The 15,679-nt window shown below is 66.7% G+C and carries 14 protein-coding genes, 3 tRNA genes and 1 pseudogene; 10 read left to right on the top strand and 8 right to left on the bottom strand.

Annotated features, from left to right (window positions below):
- The first annotated feature begins 1 nt into the window (after position 1).
- The 8 genes from QT17_RS08770 to QT17_RS08735 all read left to right on the top strand — a co-directional run bounded on the left by QT17_RS08770 (position 2) and on the right by QT17_RS08735 (position 8,664).
- Entirely contained in the window at positions 2–508 is a 507-nt protein-coding gene (locus QT17_RS08770) for a cupredoxin domain-containing protein (RefSeq protein WP_039459141.1), read from the top strand.
- Positions 509–511: 3 nt separating this feature from the next.
- Positions 512–2,200, top strand: a complete 1,689-nt coding sequence (locus tag QT17_RS08765) for a b(o/a)3-type cytochrome-c oxidase subunit 1 (RefSeq protein ID WP_039459138.1) — start codon at positions 512–514, stop codon at positions 2,198–2,200.
- A gap of 69 nt (positions 2,201–2,269) precedes the next feature.
- Positions 2,270–2,749 carry a hypothetical protein gene (locus tag QT17_RS08760; RefSeq protein WP_039459135.1) on the top strand — a complete coding sequence of 160 codons (480 nt, stop codon included), beginning with the start codon at positions 2,270–2,272 and terminating at the stop codon, positions 2,747–2,749.
- The gene (locus tag QT17_RS08755; protein ID WP_039459133.1) at positions 2,746–3,900 is read left to right on the top strand and encodes an MFS transporter; all 1,155 of its coding nucleotides are present in this window, start codon (positions 2,746–2,748) and stop codon (positions 3,898–3,900) included. The genes QT17_RS08760 and QT17_RS08755 overlap by 4 nt, the downstream gene beginning before the upstream one ends.
- Before the next feature lie 64 nt (positions 3,901–3,964).
- A complete protein-coding gene (gene rpsO / locus QT17_RS08750) occupies positions 3,965–4,234 on the top strand; it encodes a 30S ribosomal protein S15 (protein ID WP_039459130.1) in 270 nt (89 codons plus the stop codon).
- A gap of 58 nt (positions 4,235–4,292) precedes the next feature.
- A complete protein-coding gene (pnp, locus tag QT17_RS08745; protein WP_039459128.1) occupies positions 4,293–6,437 on the top strand; it encodes a polyribonucleotide nucleotidyltransferase in 2,145 nt (714 codons plus the stop codon).
- 55 nt (positions 6,438–6,492) lie between these two features.
- On the top strand, positions 6,493–8,220 hold the full coding sequence (locus tag QT17_RS08740) for a ribonuclease J (RefSeq protein WP_039459125.1): 1,728 nt from the start codon (positions 6,493–6,495) through the stop codon (positions 8,218–8,220).
- Positions 8,221–8,223: 3 nt separating this feature from the next.
- Positions 8,224–8,664, top strand: a complete 441-nt coding sequence (locus tag QT17_RS08735) for a universal stress protein (protein ID WP_039459122.1) — start codon at positions 8,224–8,226, stop codon at positions 8,662–8,664.
- Here the strand turns inward: QT17_RS08735 and QT17_RS14440 are convergent.
- The 5 genes and pseudogenes from QT17_RS14440 to QT17_RS08710 all read right to left on the bottom strand — a co-directional run bounded on the left by QT17_RS14440 (position 8,649) and on the right by QT17_RS08710 (position 13,865).
- On the bottom strand, positions 8,649–8,945 hold the full coding sequence (locus QT17_RS14440) for a hypothetical protein (RefSeq protein WP_369792383.1): 297 nt from the start codon (positions 8,943–8,945) through the stop codon (positions 8,649–8,651). The two genes, QT17_RS08735 and QT17_RS14440, sit on opposite strands and share 16 nt — an antisense overlap.
- Before the next feature lie 153 nt (positions 8,946–9,098).
- Positions 9,099–9,518 carry a CBS domain-containing protein gene (locus tag QT17_RS08725; protein WP_235283865.1) on the bottom strand — a complete coding sequence of 140 codons (420 nt, stop codon included), beginning with the start codon at positions 9,516–9,518 and terminating at the stop codon, positions 9,099–9,101.
- A pseudogene (locus QT17_RS08720) lies at positions 9,515–11,934 on the bottom strand (cation-translocating P-type ATPase). The gene QT17_RS08725 and the pseudogene QT17_RS08720 overlap by 4 nt, the downstream one beginning before the upstream one ends.
- 27 nt (positions 11,935–11,961) lie before the next feature.
- The gene (locus QT17_RS08715) at positions 11,962–12,789 is read right to left on the bottom strand and encodes a transposase (protein ID WP_039459119.1); all 828 of its coding nucleotides are present in this window, start codon (positions 12,787–12,789) and stop codon (positions 11,962–11,964) included.
- An 89-nt stretch (positions 12,790–12,878) separates the two neighbouring features.
- On the bottom strand, positions 12,879–13,865 hold the full coding sequence (locus tag QT17_RS08710; protein ID WP_039459117.1) for a hypothetical protein: 987 nt from the start codon (positions 13,863–13,865) through the stop codon (positions 12,879–12,881).
- Between the two features lie 179 nt (positions 13,866–14,044).
- On the opposite strand from QT17_RS08710, the gene QT17_RS15025 reads away from it, so the two are divergent.
- Complete coding sequence (locus QT17_RS15025; RefSeq protein WP_369792382.1) at positions 14,045–14,518, top strand: Arm DNA-binding domain-containing protein; 474 nt, start codon at positions 14,045–14,047, stop codon at positions 14,516–14,518.
- Positions 14,515–15,225, top strand: coding sequence for a site-specific integrase (locus QT17_RS15020; protein ID WP_369792381.1), 711 nt, complete (start codon positions 14,515–14,517; stop codon positions 15,223–15,225). The genes QT17_RS15025 and QT17_RS15020 overlap by 4 nt, the downstream gene beginning before the upstream one ends.
- A 73-nt stretch (positions 15,226–15,298) precedes the next feature.
- Here QT17_RS15020 and QT17_RS08700 read toward each other — a convergent pair.
- From QT17_RS08700 to QT17_RS08690, 3 genes are all read right to left on the bottom strand, one after another.
- Positions 15,299–15,374 (bottom strand) — tRNA-Arg (locus tag QT17_RS08700).
- Between the two features lie 38 nt (positions 15,375–15,412).
- Positions 15,413–15,488: transfer RNA gene (locus tag QT17_RS08695), tRNA-Gly, on the bottom strand.
- 1 nt (position 15,489) lies between these two features.
- A tRNA-Pro gene (locus QT17_RS08690) sits at positions 15,490–15,566 on the bottom strand.
- Between the last annotated feature and the right edge of the window lie 113 nt (positions 15,567–15,679).

Raw genomic sequence — 15,679 nt, 5'->3', positions numbered from 1 at the left:
CATGCTGGACGAACACAAAGCCCACAAAGCGGTCCTGGCCTACGAGAGGGGCTGGCTGGCCTTCTCCTTGGTCATGCTTATCGTCTTCATCGCCCTCATCGCCTACACCTTGGCCACCCACACCGCAGGGGCTATCCCCGCGGGCAAGCTGGAACGGGTGAACCCCGCCACGGTGCGCACGGAAGGCCCTTGGGCCAACCCCACCCAGGCGGTGGTCCAGACGGGCCCCAACCAGTACACCGTCCACGTCCTGGCCTTCGCCTTCGGCTACCAGCCCAATCCCATTGAGGTGCCCAAGGGGGCCGAAATCGTCTTCAAGATCACGAGCCCGGACGTGATTCACGGCTTCCACGTGGAGGGAACGAACATCAACGTGGAGGTGCTTCCCGGGGAGGTCTCCACCGTGCGCTACACCTTCCGGAAGGCGGGGGAGTACCGGATCATCTGCAACCAGTACTGCGGCCTCGGCCACCAGAACATGTTCGGCAAGATCGTGGTGAAGGAGTGAGCCATGGCGGTGCGTAGCGGAGAAATAAGCCGTATCTACGAGGCCTATCCGGAAAAGAAGGCCACCCTCTACTTCCTGGTCCTGGGCTTCATCGCCGTGATCGTGGGAAGCCTTTTCGGCCCCTTCCAGGCCCTGAACTACGGCAACGTGGACGCCTACCCCCTCCTTAAGCGCCTCTTGCCCTTCGTCCAGTCCTACTACCAGGGCCTGACCCTACACGGCGTCCTGAACGCCATCGTCTTCACCCAGCTCTTCGCCCAGGCCATCATGGTCTACCTGCCTGCCCGGGAGCTGAACCTCCGGCCCAACATGCGCCTGGTGTGGCTTTCCTGGTGGATGGCCTTCCTGGGGCTTTTGGTGGCGGCGCTTCCCCTCCTGGCCAACGAGGCCACGGTGCTCTACACCTTCTACCCGCCCCTTAAGGGCCACTGGGCCTTCTACCTGGGGGCCAGCGTCTTCGTCCTCTCCACTTGGGTGAGCATCTACGTGGTGCTGGACCTCTGGCGCCGCTGGAAGGCGCAAAACCCGGGGAAGGTGACCCCCTTGGTCACCTACATGGCCGTGGTCTTCTGGCTCATGTGGTTCCTGGCCTCCATCGGGCTTGTCCTCGAGGCGGTTCTCTTCCTCCTGCCCTGGTCCTTTGGCCTCATCCAAGGGGTTGACCCCCTGGTGGCCCGCACCCTCTTCTGGTGGACCGGCCACCCCATCGTCTACTTCTGGCTCCTGCCGGCCTACGCCATCATCTACACCATTCTCCCCAAGCAGGCGGGGGGCAAGCTGGTCTCCGACCCCATGGCCCGCCTGGCCTTCCTCCTCTTCCTCCTCCTTTCCACCCCCGTGGGCTTCCACCACCAGTTCGCCGACCCCGGGATTGACCCCACCTGGAAGCTGATCCACTCCATCCTCACCCTCTTCGTGGCGGTGCCGAGCCTCATGACCGCTTTCACCATTGCGGCCAGCCTGGAGTTCGCTGGGAGGATGCGGGGCGGCAAGGGGCTTTTCGGCTGGATCAAGGCTCTACCCTGGGATAACCCCGCTTTTGTGGCCCCGGTGCTGGGCCTTCTGGGCTTCATTCCCGGCGGCGCGGGCGGCATCGTGAACGCCAGCTTCACCCTGGACTACGTGGTGCACAACACCGCCTGGATTCCCGGCCATTTCCACCTGCAGGTGGCGAGCCTGGTGACCCTCACCGCCATGGGCTCCTTATGGTGGCTCATCCCCAACCTCACGGGCAAGCCCATCTCCGACGCCCAAAGGCGGCTGGGCCTGGCGGTGGTGTGGCTTTGGTTCATCGGCATGATGCTCATGGCCGTGGGCCTGCACTGGGCCGGGCTTCTCAACGTGCCCCGCAGGGCCTATATCGCCCAGGTCCCGGACGCTTACCCCCACGCCGCCGTGCCCATGGTCTTCAACATCCTGGCGGGCATCGTGCTTCTGGTGGCGCTCATCCTCTTCATTTACGGCCTCTTCAGCGTCCTTCTGGGCCGGGAGCGGCGGCCGGAGCTGGCCGAAGCCCCCGTGCCCTTCGCCGAGGTGATCTCCGGCCCCGAGGACCGGCGGCTCGTCCAGGCCATGGACCGCATCGGCTTCTGGTTCGCCGTGGCGGTGATCCTGGTGGTGTTGGCCTACGGCCCCACCTTGGTGCAGCTTTTCAGCAACCTGAACCCGGTGCCGGGCGTGCGCCTTTGGTGAGCGCCTTGGGTCAAGGGCCGGGGCCTTCCGGCCCTTGACCTTTTCGCCACGGAGAAAGAGGCTATAGCCGTGGGGTTCGTGTCCGGTCCTGGGCTAGCTTGGGTGGTGGGGTTAAGCCTTCTCCCCTTCTTCCTCCAGTTTTTGGGCCTGGGGCTCGGGGGGGCCTTGGGCCAGGGCCTCTGTGGAAGCGCTTTGGGCCTCTCCGAAGCCGAGGCGGTGCGCTACGGCCTCGTTTCCGAGTACTACTTCTACGGCCAACTTTTCCTCGTCCTTTTGGCCCTAAAGGTGACGCACGCCCTGGCCCTGGTGGTCCTCCGCTTCATGTACCCCGACTCCGAGCCTCCCTTCGCCCCCCAAGTGTGGCGGCTAGGGGTGGGGCTTTCCCTTGCCCTCCTAGGCCTCTTCCTCCTCACCCGCACCCTGCCCCTCCCCTTCGCCACCCCCTTGGGACTGGCCTGGCTCGCCCCGGCACCCCTAGATCCCCTTTCCGTCCTCATGGTGTTGCCGGAGCCCTTTTTGCTCGGGCTCTACGCGAGGTTCCGGCCGTGAGGCTCCCCGCCCTCGTCTACCTCTTGGGCCTGGTGAGCCTCCTCATGGACGTGGCCAGCGAAATGGTCTATCCCCTTCTGCCCCTCTTCCTCGCCAGCCTGGGGGCCGGGGCGGGGACTTTGGGCCTGGTGGAAGGGGTGGCCGAGGCCACGGCGAGCCTTTTCAAGGTGGTGGGGGGAAGGGTCTCCGACCGCTTGGGCCGGCGCAAGCCCCTGCTCCTCCTCGGCTACGGCCTTCCCGCCTTGTTCCGCCCCCTTTTGGCCCTGGCGCAAAGCCCTTTCCACGTCCTCCTTTACCGCTTCTTAGACCGCACGGGGAAGGGGCTAAGGACCGCTCCCCGGGATGCCCTCCTGGCGGAGGGCGTGGCGCAAGACGCCTTGGGCCGGGCCTACGGCCTTCACCGGGGCCTGGACACCTTGGGGGCCACCCTTGGCCCCCTCCTCGCCTTCCTCCTCCTTCCCCACCTGGGGGTGCGGGGGGTCTTCTGGGCCTCGGCCATCCCCGCAAGCCTGGCCTTTCTGGCCCTCTTCTTGGTGCGGGAGGCCCCTCGCCAGGGGCCTCCTCCCGCCCTGCCCCCCTTGGGGCTTAGGGCCATGCCCCCCTCTTACCGCCGCCTTCTCCTCATCTCGGGCATCTTCGCCCTGGCGCTTTCCTCCAACGCCTTTCTCCTCCTCCGCCTCAGGAACTTGGGCCTTTCCCAAGAGGCAGTGACCTTGGCCTACACCGGCTACAACCTCCTTTACGCCCTGCTCTCTTACCCCTTGGGGAGCCTGGCGGACCGGGTGGGCTTAAGGCGGGTGGTGGCCCTGGGGTTTTTCCTTTACGCCTTGGTCTACCTGGGCTTCGCCTGGGCGGAAAGCCCCGCCTGGGGGGTGGCCTTCTTGCTCCTTTACGCCCTTTACTCCGCCGCGTTTGAGGGGAGCAGCCGCGCTTACCTCGCCACCTTGGTCCCTAAAGAGGCCAAGGCCAGTGCCATCGGGCTCTACCACACGGTGGTGGGGGTGCTTCTCTTTCCCGCAAGCCTGCTTTTCGGGCTTCTTTGGCAGGCCTTGGGGCCCGAGGTGGCCTTCGCCGCGGGGGCAAGCCTCGCCCTCTTGGCCCTTTTCCTCTTCCTCCTTGACGGGAAGGGGCGGGGGGCCTATCCTAGGTGAGGCCCGAAGCGGGCTTTGAGGAGGAAGGGGCAAAAAGGCGCCTTCCCCCCTGACGGAGGTCAAGATGCCCATCACCAAGGAAGAGAAGCAGAAGGTCATAGAGGAGTTCGCCCGCTTCCCCGGGGACACGGGGAGCACCGAGGTGCAGGTGGCGCTACTCACTTTGCGCATCAACAAGCTTTCCGAGCACCTCCAGGTGCACAAGCACGACCACCACTCCCACCGGGGTCTCCTCATGCTGGTGGGGCAGCGCCGCAGGCTTCTTCGCTACCTGGAGCGGGAAGACCCTGAACGCTACCGCGCCCTGGTTGAGAAGCTGGGCCTGAGGAAGTAAACTGGGGTTTAGGTCGGGGGCGGGGCCTTAGGGCTCCGCCCTTCGCTTAGAGGAGCGTATGCCAGAAGTCACACCCAACACACCCCAAGCCTTCCGATACGAAACCCAGGTGGCGGGACGCCCCTTGGTTCTGGAAACGGGCAAGTACGCCAAGCAGGTTTCCGGCTCCGTCTTGGTGCGCTACGGGGACACCGTGGTCCTCGCCACGGCCCAAGCCTCGGAGGAGCCCATCCAGGCGGACTTCCTGCCCCTCACCGTGGAGTTTGAGGAGCGCCACTACGCCGTGGGCAAGATCCCGGGGAGCTTCATGCGCCGGGAGGGGCGCCCGGGGGAAAAGGCCATCCTTTCCGCCCGAATGACGGACCGCCCCATCCGGCCCCTCTTCCCCAAGGGCTTCCGCCACGAGGTGCAGGTCATCCTCACGGTGCTTTCCGCGGACCAGAAGAACCCCCCCGACATCCTGGGGCCCATTGGGGCCAGCGCCGCCCTTATGCTTTCCGACATTCCCTGGGAAGGCCCCATCGCCGCGGTGCGGGTGGGGCTCATCGGCGGGCAGTTCGTCCTCAACCCCACCCTCCAGGAGCTGGAGGAAAGCCAGCTGGACCTGGTGGTGGCGGGAAGCCGGGAGGCCATCCTGATGGTGGAGGCCGGGGCGAAGGAGGTGGACGAGGAGACCCTGGTCCAGGCCCTGGAGTTCGCCCACAAGGAGATGAAGCCCATCCTGGAGCTCCAGGAAAGGATGGCGAGGGAGCTCGGCAAGCCCAAGATGGCCTGGACGCCCCCGGAAACCCTTCCCGAGGAGGAGAAGGAAGCCCTCTACCGCCTGGCCCTGGAGCGGGGGCTTTCCCAGGTGCTCCAGACGGCGAGCAAGGGGGAAAGGAGCCGGGCCCTCGAGGCCTTCGCCGAAAGCCTCATCGCCGAGGTCCTGCCCCGGCTGGAGGACGGCACCCCGGACGAGAGCAAAAAGCCCCTCTACGAGAGCGCCTTTGACGAGGTGGTGCGGCGGGAGCTCCGGCGCCTGGTCTTGGAGGAGGGCAAGCGGGCGGACGGCCGCGGCCCCAAGGACCTAAGGCCCATCTGGGTGGAGGTGGACGTCCTGCCCCGGGCCCACGGCTCGGCAGTCTTCACCCGGGGGGAGACCCAGGTGCTGGGCACCGTCACCTTGGGCACGGGCAGGGACGAGCAGATCATTGACGACCTGGGGATTGACGAGACCGACCCCTTCCTGGTCCACTACAACTTCCCCCCCTACTCCACCGGGGAGGTGAAGCGGCTCCGCGGGGTTTCCCGGCGGGAGGTGGGCCACGGCAACCTGGCCAAGCGGGCCCTAAGGGCGGTGCTCCCGCCTGAGGAAAGCTTCCCCTACACCATCCGGGTGGTGGGGGACGTGCTGGAGTCCAACGGCTCCAGCTCCATGGCCACGGTCTGCGCCGGCTGCCTGGCCCTCATGGACGCCGGGGTGCCCATCCAAAAGCCCGTGGCCGGGGTGGCCATGGGCCTGGTGTGGGAAGGCGACCGGGCGGTGATCCTCACGGACATCCTGGGCCTCGAGGACGCCCTCGGGGACATGGACTTCAAGGTGGCGGGCACCCGGGACGGGGTCACCGCCTTGCAGATGGACAACAAGGTGGGGGGGTTGCCCCGGGAGGTGCTCAAGGAGGCCCTGATGCAGGCCCGGGAAGCCCGGCTTCAGATCCTCTCCATCATGGAAAGCGTCCTCCCCGCCCCGCGCCCCGAGCTCAAGCCCTTCGCCCCGAGGATCCTCACCCTCAAGGTGCCGGTGGAGAAAATCGGGCTGGTCATCGGCCCTGGGGGGAAGAACGTGAGGGCCCTGGAGGAGTTGGGCGTGGAGGTGGACATAGAGGAAGACGGGACGGTGCGCATCTACTCCGCGGACCTCGAGGCGGCGGAAAAGGCCAAGAAGCGCATAGAAGACCTCACCCGCGAGGCCAAGGTGGGCGAGGTCTACGAGGGTACCGTCACCAAGATCACCCCCTTTGGGGCCTTCGTGAGCCTGTTCCCCGGCACCGAAGGGCTCCTTCACATCAGCCAGATCGCCCCCGGCCGGGTGGAGCGGGTGGAGGACCACCTTAAGGTGGGCGACGTGATCAAGGTCAAGGTGCACCGCATCGACGAGCGGGGCAAGATCGACCTGATCCGGCCCGAGCTGGAAGGCAAAATCCCCCCCAGGCGGCGCGGCTAGCCCCTGGGGGTTCCCCAAGCCGTAACCCCGGCCTAGCCGGGAAGATGGGAGGTTTATGGAAACGCAAGAACGCAAGCCCAGGAGGAGGCGCAAGAAGCGGCCGCAAGAGACCCCGGTTGCCGCAAGCGGCCCCCAGGACGCCGTGGAGATCATCCCCTTGGGGGGGATGGGGGAGATCGGCAAGAACATCACCGCCTTTCGCTTCCGCGAGGAAATCTTCGTCCTGGACGGGGGATTAGCCTTCCCCGACGAGGGGATGCCCGGGGTGGACCTCCTCATCCCCCGGGTGGACTACCTGGTGGAAAACCGCCACCGCATCAAGGCCTGGGTCCTCACCCACGGCCACGAGGACCACATCGGAGGCCTCCCCTTCATCCTGCCCATGGTCTTCGGCAAGGAAAGCCCCGTGCCCATCTACGGGGCCAAGCTCACCCTGGGGCTTTTGAAGGGCAAGCTGGAGGAGTTTGGCCTGAGGCCCGGGGCCTTCAACCTGAAGGAGGTCTCCCCCGACGACCGCATCCAGGTGGGGCGGTACTTCAACCTGGACCTCTTCCGCATGACCCACTCCATCCCCGACAACTCCGGGGTGGTGATCCGCACCCCCATCGGCACCATCGTTCACACCGGGGACTTCAAGCTGGACGCCACGCCCATTGACGGCAAGGTCTCCCACCTGGCCAAGGTGGCCCAGGCGGGGGCGGAAGGGGTTTTGCTCCTCATCGCCGACGCCACCAACGCCGAGCGGCCCGGCTACACCCCGAGCGAGATGGAGATCGCCAAGGAGCTGGACCGGGTCATCGGCCGCGCCCCGGGGCGGGTCTTCGTCACCACCTTCGCCAGCCACATCCACCGCATCCAGTCGGTGATCTGGGCGGCGGAGAAGTACGGGCGCAAGGTGGCCATGGAGGGGCGGAGCATGCTCAAGTTCAGCCGCATCGCCATGGAGCTGGGCTACCTCAAGGTGAAGGACCGCCTCTACACCCTGGAGGAGGTGAAGGACCTCCCCGACCACCAGGTCCTCATCCTGGCCACGGGAAGCCAGGGCCAGCCCATGTCCGTCCTCCACCGCCTGGCCTTTGAGGGGCACGCCAAGATGGCCATCAAGCCCGGGGACACGGTGATCCTTTCCTCTAGCCCCATCCCCGGCAACGAGGAGGCGGTGAACCGGGTCATCAACCGCCTGTACGCCCTGGGGGCGTACGTCCTCTACCCCCCCACCTACAAGGTCCACGCCTCGGGCCACGCCTCCCAGGAGGAGCTCAAGCTCATCTTGAACCTCACCACCCCCCGCTTCTTCCTCCCGTGGCACGGGGAGGTGCGCCATCAAGTGAACTTCAAGTGGCTGGCGGAGGGGATGAGCCGTCCGCCCGAGAAGACCTTGATCGGGGAAAACGGGGCCGTGTACCGCCTCACCCGGGACACCTTTGAGAAGGCGGGGGAGGTGCCCCACGGGGTGCTTTACGTGGACGGCCTGGGCGTGGGGGACATCACCGAGGAGATCCTGGCCGACCGGCGCCACATGGCGGAGGAGGGCCTGGTGGTCATCACCGCCCTGGCGGGGGAGGACCCGGTGGTGGAGGTGGTGTCCCGGGGCTTCGTGAAGGCGGGGGAAAGGCTTTTGGGGGAGGTGCGGCGCATGGCCCTAGAGGCTTTGCAAAACGGCGTGCGGGAGAAAAAGCCTTTGGAGCGCATCCGGGACGACATCTACTACCCGGTGAAGAAGTTCTTGAAGAAGGCCACGGGCCGCGACCCCGTGATCCTGCCCGTGGTCATTGAGGGGTAAGGGATGTATAAGCGCCTCTTGTTGCCCACGGATGGGAGCGAGGCCGCCGAGGTTGGCCTCGAGGAAGGCCTCCGCTTGGCCAAGGCCCTGGGGGCCAAGGTCAGCTTCCTTTACGTTTTGGAGCCCTTAGGGCCCAAGCTCCTTTTGGGCCCGGAAACCCTTCCCTACCACCGCGCCCTCCTAGAGGACCTGCGCCAGGTGGGGCTTCAGGCCCTGGACCGGGGAACCCACCTGGCGGAGGAGCTGGAGGTAGCTTTTGAGGCCCACCTACTGGAGGGCCGGGCGGCGGAAGTGATCCTAAAAGAGGCGGAACGACACGACCTCATCGTCATGGGCAGCCACGGCCGCACGGGGCTTGACAGCGTGCTCCTGGGGAGCGTGGCCCTCGAGGTGGTGCGCAAAAGCCCCAAGCCCGTCCTGGTGGTGCCTCACCGCAGGGCGTAAAGCCAAAGAAGCCCGAGGAGGTAAAGGGCCAGGGCATCACGGCCAGCTTGCGCACGGCCTGGTAGCTCATCCCCTCCAAGACCACGCCCTACATGGCCAAGGCGACGAGAAGCGCTGGCGGGTGGCTCTCGTGGGCCTCCGGGAAAAAGGACCTGGGGGTAAAGGAGGTCGTGCCAGGCCAGGATGAGGGCGTTGAAGAGGTGGGAGCCCAGGACGTTCCCCACCGCCAGGTCAAAGGCTCCAATCCGGGCGGCGCTCAATGTCGCCACCACCTCGGGCAGGGAGGTGGCGGCCCCCGCCCAGGCCCGGCCCCAGCCCCGCTTCTCCGCCAGGGCGTCCCCCTAGTGGGCCACCCGCGCCTCGGCGAAGACCACCAAGGCCACGCCCAAGAAAGCGAGCCCGGTCATAGGCGGGCCTGGAGGAGCCTTAGGAGGTCAAAGCGGGAGATGATGCCAACGGGCTTGCCCCCCCTCGTCCACCACGGGCACGTGGTTGATGTCGTAGGTGAGCATGAGGTCCAAAACTCGGGCCAAGGGCTCCTCGGGGCCCACGGCGTGCACTGGGGCGGTCATGATCTCCTCCACCCGGGTGGTGCGGGCCTCCTCCAGGATCCGCTCTATTCCCGCCCCGTCCAGAAAGCGGCCCAAGAGCATGGGGGCCCGGTAGGTGGAAAAGGGGATCCCCCGCTCCTTGAGGAAGTCCGTTTCCGTGACGACGCCCACCAGCTTACCTTGCCCGTCCACCACCAGCACGCTTCCAATGCGCCGCTCCACCATGAGCCGCGCCACCTGGTCCAAGGTGGCGCCTAGGGGCACGCTCACCACCGGACTTACCATCACGTCCTTCGCCTTCACCGCAACACCTCCTTTCGCCATACTAGCCGGTCCACCGCCTCCGCCAGGCCCCAGGCCAGAAGGGCCAGGGCGATCACCCCCCCCCAAAGCCAAGGGGGAAGGGGCACCGCCTCCACGAGCCCTGGGAACCAGGTGCCCAGGGCGAGCTGCGCCAAAATCCCCAGGGCCACGGCCCCGTGTAGGTAGGGGTTCGGTAGGGGGACGAGCTCGGTGTGCCGGGCGGCGTAGGCGAAGAAGAGCTGCCCCACGGCCATGAAGTGGAAGGTGGTGCTCCGGGCCGCCTCCACCCCCACCCAGAGGGGAAGAAGGGCGAGAAGGCCCAGGGCGAGCCCCGCCTTCACCCCCCCCGTGAGGAGGACAAAGCGCAGAGAAGGCCCGTCCAGAAGCGGGCTTTCCTTGGGCCGCGGGGGGCGCCTAAGCACCCCGGGGTTTTGGTCCAGGGCCAGGGCCAGGGCGGGGAGGCCGTCCGTCACCAGGTTAATCCAGAGGATCTGCACCGCCGTGAGGGGCAAGAGGAGGTGGCCGGCGGCGTCCCTCAAGCCCAAGATAGCGGCGAGACCATGCCCGCCGCCACCACCAGGATTTCCGAGAGGTTGGTGGAGAAGAGAAAGCGGAGGAACTTCTGGATGTTCTCGTAGATGCTCCGCCCCTCCTCAATGGCGGCCACCAGGGTGGCGAAGTTGTCGTCCAGAAGGACCAGATCCGCCACCTCCCGGCTCACCTCCGAGCCCCGCTCGCCCATGGCCACCCCCACGTCCGCCCGCTTGAGGGCCGGGGCGTCGTTCACCCCGTCCCCGGTCATGGCCACCACCTCCCCCGCCCTTTGAAGGGCGTCCACAATCCGTAGCTTTTGCTCCGGCTTCACCCGGGCAAACACGTCCACCTCTAACAGGTCCTCATCGCAGAGGTCCTCGAGGTCCTCCCCCGTGGCCACCGTTTCCACCGGAAGGCCGATGCGCCGGGCAATGGCCAGAGCGGTGGCGGGGTGGTCCCCCGTGACCATCACCACCCGTACCCCCGCCTCCAGGATCCGGCGCATGGCCTCGGGCACCTCGGGCCGGGGTGGGTCCAGGAGCAAAACGAAGCCGAGGAAGCGGAGGCCTTCCTCCCGCTCACCTTCGCCAAAGGCCAGGGCCAATACCCGGTACCCCTTGGCGGCGTGGGCCTCCGCCTCCTGCAGGAGGCGGGCCTTTTCCTGCTCAGGGAGGGCAAGCCTGGGGATCAGGGCCTCGGGCGCCCCCTTGAGGTAGCTCCCCTTTGGCGTGGTCACCCGCATGTACTTCCAGGCGCTGTCAAAGGGGCGCTCGGAAAGGCGGGGGTACTCCCGCCTAAGCCGCTCCACGTCCAAGCCGGCCTTGGCGGCGTAGCGAAGGAGGCCGAGCTCCAAGGGATCCCCCGCCCCCGTGGCGAGATCGGCGTCGTTGCAGAGCACCATGGCGAGGAGGGCCCCTTCGGGGTCTGGGCCCACCACGCTTTCCACCTCCATGCGGTTTTCCGTGAGGGTGCCCGTCTTGTCCGTGGCGATCACCGTCACGCTCCCCAAGGCCTCCACCGCGGCCAGGCGCCGCACCACCGCCTTGCGGCGGGCCATGCGCTCCATCCCCAGGCTCAACGCCAAGGTGAGGATGGCGGGAAGCCCCTCGGGCACGGCCGCCACCGCCAAGGCCACGGCGAAGAGGACCACCTTGGCGGAAAACCCCTCCACCCAAAAGCCGAGGAGGACCAGGGCCAGGGCGAGGAGAAGCACCCAACGCGCCACCCGGTTTCCGAAGGCGTGGAGCCGGCGCTCTAAAGGGGTTTTTTCCTCCTCCATCCCGGCGAGGAGGGCGGCGATGCGCCCCATGGCGCTTTTGAGCCCGGTGCGGGTCACCTCCACAAGGGCCCGCCCCCGCACGAGGAGGGTCCCGGCGTGGACCTCCTCCCCCACCCCCTTTTCCACGGGCACGCTTTCCCCGGTGAGGACGCTTTCGTCCACCAAGACCCCGCTTCCTTCCAGCAAGACGCCGTCCGCGGGGATGCGGTCCCCGGCCTCCAAACGCACCACGTCCCCAGGAACTAGTTCCCGGCTCGGCAGGCGTACAAAGCGGCCATCGCGGAGGACGTAGACCAGGGGCTCCGCTAAGGCCTTCAGGCGCTTTAAAGCCTCCTCCGAGCGTTTTTCCTGGAAGGTGCCAAGCCCGGCGTTCAGGAGGAGAATGACCAGGATGCTCAAGGACTCCAGGGGAACGCCATGGGCCCCCTCGGCAAGCCAAAGGGCCAGGTCAACGGCGAGGGCGAAGAGGAGGATGTAGATGAGGGGACTTTGGAATTGGCGCAGGAACCTTTGCCAAAGGGGCTCCTCCGGCTCTTCCGGCAGGGCGTTGGGTCCGAACTCCTGGAGCCTGCGCCTCGCTTCCTCGCTGGAAAGCCCTCGCATGGACTTTAAGATAACCCAAGTTGCCACCTACTCCATCCTCTGTGCCAAAAGCCGGATGTTGTGGACCAGGACAAAGCTGAGCACCTTCAGGACAAACCTCTCCTGGGTCACAGCGTGGATGCGCCGAGGGAAGAGCCCGCGCGACATGCTCCCCACCGTCTCCACCACCCGCCGCCCCAGGATGGCCAAGTACTGCGACCAAGGCACATACCGCTTGCTCCTCCGCTTGCGAATGGGCATCACCTCTATCCCCATAGCCTCCCGCATCACCTCCTCCCACACGTGGCTCTCGTACCCCCGGTCCAGATAAAGGGGCTTCCCCTCCTCCACCTCTAGGGGCAGGAGAAAAAGGGAGTTCAGGTCATGCGCGCTCCCCAGGGTCAACCCCACCTCGTGCACAAAGAGGCGGTCGTCCACCAACAAGTGCGGCTTGAAGCCGTGGAAGTAGACCCGCTTGCTGGGGATGTATCCCCGGTAAACCCGCCCCGGGGTCAGCCTGGACCTCTGGGCCCGGATGTTTTCGCAGGTGGGAAGGGGGAAGGTATCCAGGGCGTACCCCTGGGCTTGACGCGGGTCTTTCCAGAGGCGGGAGAGGAGGGGGTTGCTTTGCCCGAAGGGCAAACACGTTTTGAGGAAGGCCAGGAGGTAGGGCTTGAGGGGGTGGATCCTCCGGCTGAAGCGGCTTGGGGAGGGGATGTGGGAGAAGAGGGCGAAGTCTCGGGCGAAGGCCGGGGTCTTTCTGTGGTTCCCCCCAAAGTGCATGGCGGCGACCACGCAAAGGGTGAGGAGGACGCTGGAGGGGGTCTTGGTCTGGGGGTCGTCCTTGTGGCCCATGGCCTGGAGCGGGTCGTCCATAATGCGGAAGGCCGCTATCGTTTCTCTCAGCCTAGCGGCCTCTATTTTTGCATCCCCAAGGCAGAGAATAGGTGGCAACTTGGGTAAAGTTAGGGTCCGCCCTCGAGGGCGGCCAAGGAGGCGAAGGGCTCAAGAAGCCGCTCCAGGAGGGCCGCTTCCTCTTCCCTCCCCTCCCTCAAGAACCCCGCCCTTACCTCCTCCCCCTGGGCCAGGAACGCGCGGGCCACCTCCCCCGCCCCCCGGGGGTGCGTCCTGGCCGCCGCCACCAGGGGCGGAAGGAGGTCCTGAAAGGGGCGTTTCCAGAGCCCCCGGGCTGGCTTGCCCTGGGCCAGGTACTCCCAGACAAAAGCGGCCCGCCTCCGGGCCACCAAGAGGGGGTGGTAGGGGTAGAGGAGGCGGCCTTCCCCCTCGAGCCAAACGCGGAAGCTCGGGGGGAGGGGCCAGGGCCACCGCTTCACGGCCACCTCCCGCCCCAGGGCGAGGGCGGCCTCCGCCTCCTCCGGGTGGAGGTAGAGGCCCAAGAGGGCGGCTAGGCCCACGTAGAAGACCGCCGCCTCCTCCTGGGCCGGGGTCTGCTCCTCCAACCTCCTCCAGAAGGCCTCGAGGTGCTCAAGAGGGGGGTTAGGCGGAGGGGGCTCTACCCCCTTTGGGAAGCGCAGGGCGGTGAGGTGGGGCGCTTGCTTGCCCATGTGCACCAGCAGATTGGCCCGGGCCTCGAGGGCCACCTCCTTCCCGTGGGCCTCCGCGTGGAGGAAGAAGCCCTCAACCCAGCCGGGCCAATACTCCACGTCCCGGAGGAAGGGCGGGTAGGTCAGGGCCTCCTCGAGGAGGCGGCGCGCGTCCTCCCACCCGCACCCCTTGCGCCAGGCCGCCTCCAAAAGGTTAAAGAGGTCAAGCCACTCGTCGCACCAGAAAACCAGAAGGGCCTCCTCCCGGTCCTCCCAGGTCTCGCCCTCCTCGAGGGGCCTCTCGTGAAGCCCCCTGTAGAGGCCCCAAACGTCCCAAAGCCGAGCCAGGGTGGTGGCGCAGTCCTTTTCCCAAAGACGGGGACGGTGGAAGTACCAAGGAACGCCCACGGTATACCTCCTAAAGCCGCATTCCGGCCCTCTTCGGGCCTCTTCCTCCCCCTCGAGGGGTCCCAAGGACGTCTCAGGCGCGAAGGGGTATTCGCTTGTGGGCCACGAGCCCAGGGTAGCAGGCCCCCGCCACGGGGGCAAGAGGGGAGCATAATGGGAAAGCGCGAGAGGAGGGGAGGATGGCCAGGCGTTCCGCCAAGGGCACCGGCACGGTTTTCTTCCACAAGGCCAGAAAGCGCTGGGTGGCCCAGATCACCGTGGGCCACGACCCGGCCACGGGGAAGCCTCGTAAGCTCACCCGGTCCTTCTCCACCAAGAAGGAGGCGGAAGCCTGGCGAACCGAGATGGCCGCCAAGCTCTTCAAGGGTCTGCTCCTCAATCCCGAAAGCCTCACCCTGCGGGAATGGGCGGAAAACTGGCTCAAGCAGAAGGCCCGTGAGGTGCGCCACAGAACCCTCCACCTGTACCGGCAAGAACTCACCTACGCCCTCCCCTCCCTAAAAGACCCCCTGGCCAAGGACCCCTTGGGCTCTAGCCGCCTGCAAGGGGTACAACCCACCCAAATCCGGGCTGTCCTGAGCGCCCTCATGGAGCGGGGGCTTTCCCCCCGCACCGTGGCCAAGGTGCGGGAGCCCTCTTTGAGGAAGCCGTGAGCCTGGAGCTCGTGGCCCGCAACCCCGTGGCCCCCGTGAAGGTGAAGCCCCCTCGAGGGGCCGGCAAACCTAAGGCTGGCAAGACCCTGGAGCGGGAAGAAGTGGCGGTCCTCCTCAAGGCCTTAGACGCTCACCCAGACCGGCGCACCGCTTTGGTCCTCCTCCTCTGCCTGGCCTGTGGGTTGCGGAAGGGAGAAGCCCTAGGCCTAAAGTGGGCGGACGTAGACCTAGAGGAAGGCCTTCTTCACGTGCGGCGGGTCTGGACCAACGAAGGGAGCAAGGCCGCCATAAGCGAACCCAAAACGGCCACGAGCCGCCGGGTCGTGCCCATCCCCCAAGCCACCCTCCTGCGCCTTCGGGCCTACCGGGACTGGTGGACTGAGCGCTTGGGAGCGCCGCCCCCTCCGGAAGACTGGGTCTTCCCCGGCAACGACCCTGAACGACCCCTGGACGTGAACGCCCCCAACCACACCCTGCGCCGCATCTGCCAGAGGTACGGCCTCCCCCACCTCCGCGTCCACGACCTCCGCCACACCTACGAGAGCCTCCTCCTGGCCCACGGGGCCCCCTTGGAGCTCGTTTCAGAGCGGTTGGGCCACGCCAACCCCAACATCACCCTAGGGGTGTACCGGCACCTCCTAGAGGAGGAGCGGCGGGGCTGGGTCCTGGACCCAGAAGACCTGGTGGGCCCTCGAGGGCAGGCCTAGATAAGCTAACCATAAGCTAACAGAACCACCCCCCGGCCACGCTACCGGGGGGTGAAGCTTTGTGTTCTGGTCTTGGCGGGCCCGGAGGGATTCGAACCCCCGACCTACCGCTTAGAAGGCGGCTGCTCTGTCCCCTGAGCTACGGGCCCATGCAAGGAGGCCGGGGTGGCGCTCCACCCCGGCCGGTTGGAGCGGGAGACGGGACTCGAACCCGCGACCCTCGGCTTGGAAGGCCGATGCTCTACCAACTGAGCTACTCCCGCGTGGTCGGGGCGGCCCGATTTGAACGGGCGACCCCCTGCTCCCAAAGCAGGTGCGCTACCGGCCTGCGCTACGCCCCGGGGCCTGGCCACCCCAGAGGCCACGATAGCACCTGCCCCCAAGAGGGTCAAGGCGTGCTGGGCTTGCCTAGTAAATTGCCTTGTACCCCGGAGGGGGCGGGAGAAGGGAGAGA

Source organism: Thermus sp. 2.9 (assembly GCF_000794385.1).
In the GTDB taxonomy this organism is placed as follows: Bacteria; Deinococcota; Deinococci; order Deinococcales; family Thermaceae; genus Thermus; species Thermus thalpophilus.
This window is presented reverse-complemented; position numbering and strand designations above follow the sequence as displayed.

Bases quoted from the DNA above. Each gene is read 5' to 3' on its own strand.
- QT17_RS08765 (WP_039459138.1), top strand. From the start codon at position 512: ATGGCGGTGCGTAGCGGAGAAATAAGCCGTATCTACGAGGCCTATCCG.
- pnp (WP_039459128.1), top strand. From the start codon at position 4,293: ATGCCAGAAGTCACACCCAACACACCCCAAGCCTTCCGATACGAAACC.
- QT17_RS08715 (WP_039459119.1), bottom strand. From the start codon at position 12,789: ATGGACGACCCGCTCCAGGCCATGGGCCACAAGGACGACCCCCAGACC.
- QT17_RS08740 (WP_039459125.1), top strand. From the start codon at position 6,493: ATGGAAACGCAAGAACGCAAGCCCAGGAGGAGGCGCAAGAAGCGGCCG.
- QT17_RS15025 (WP_369792382.1), top strand. From the start codon at position 14,045: ATGGCCAGGCGTTCCGCCAAGGGCACCGGCACGGTTTTCTTCCACAAG.
- QT17_RS08770 (WP_039459141.1), top strand. From the start codon at position 2: ATGCTGGACGAACACAAAGCCCACAAAGCGGTCCTGGCCTACGAGAGG.
- QT17_RS08735 (WP_039459122.1), top strand. From the start codon at position 8,224: ATGTATAAGCGCCTCTTGTTGCCCACGGATGGGAGCGAGGCCGCCGAG.
- rpsO (WP_039459130.1), top strand. From the start codon at position 3,965: ATGCCCATCACCAAGGAAGAGAAGCAGAAGGTCATAGAGGAGTTCGCC.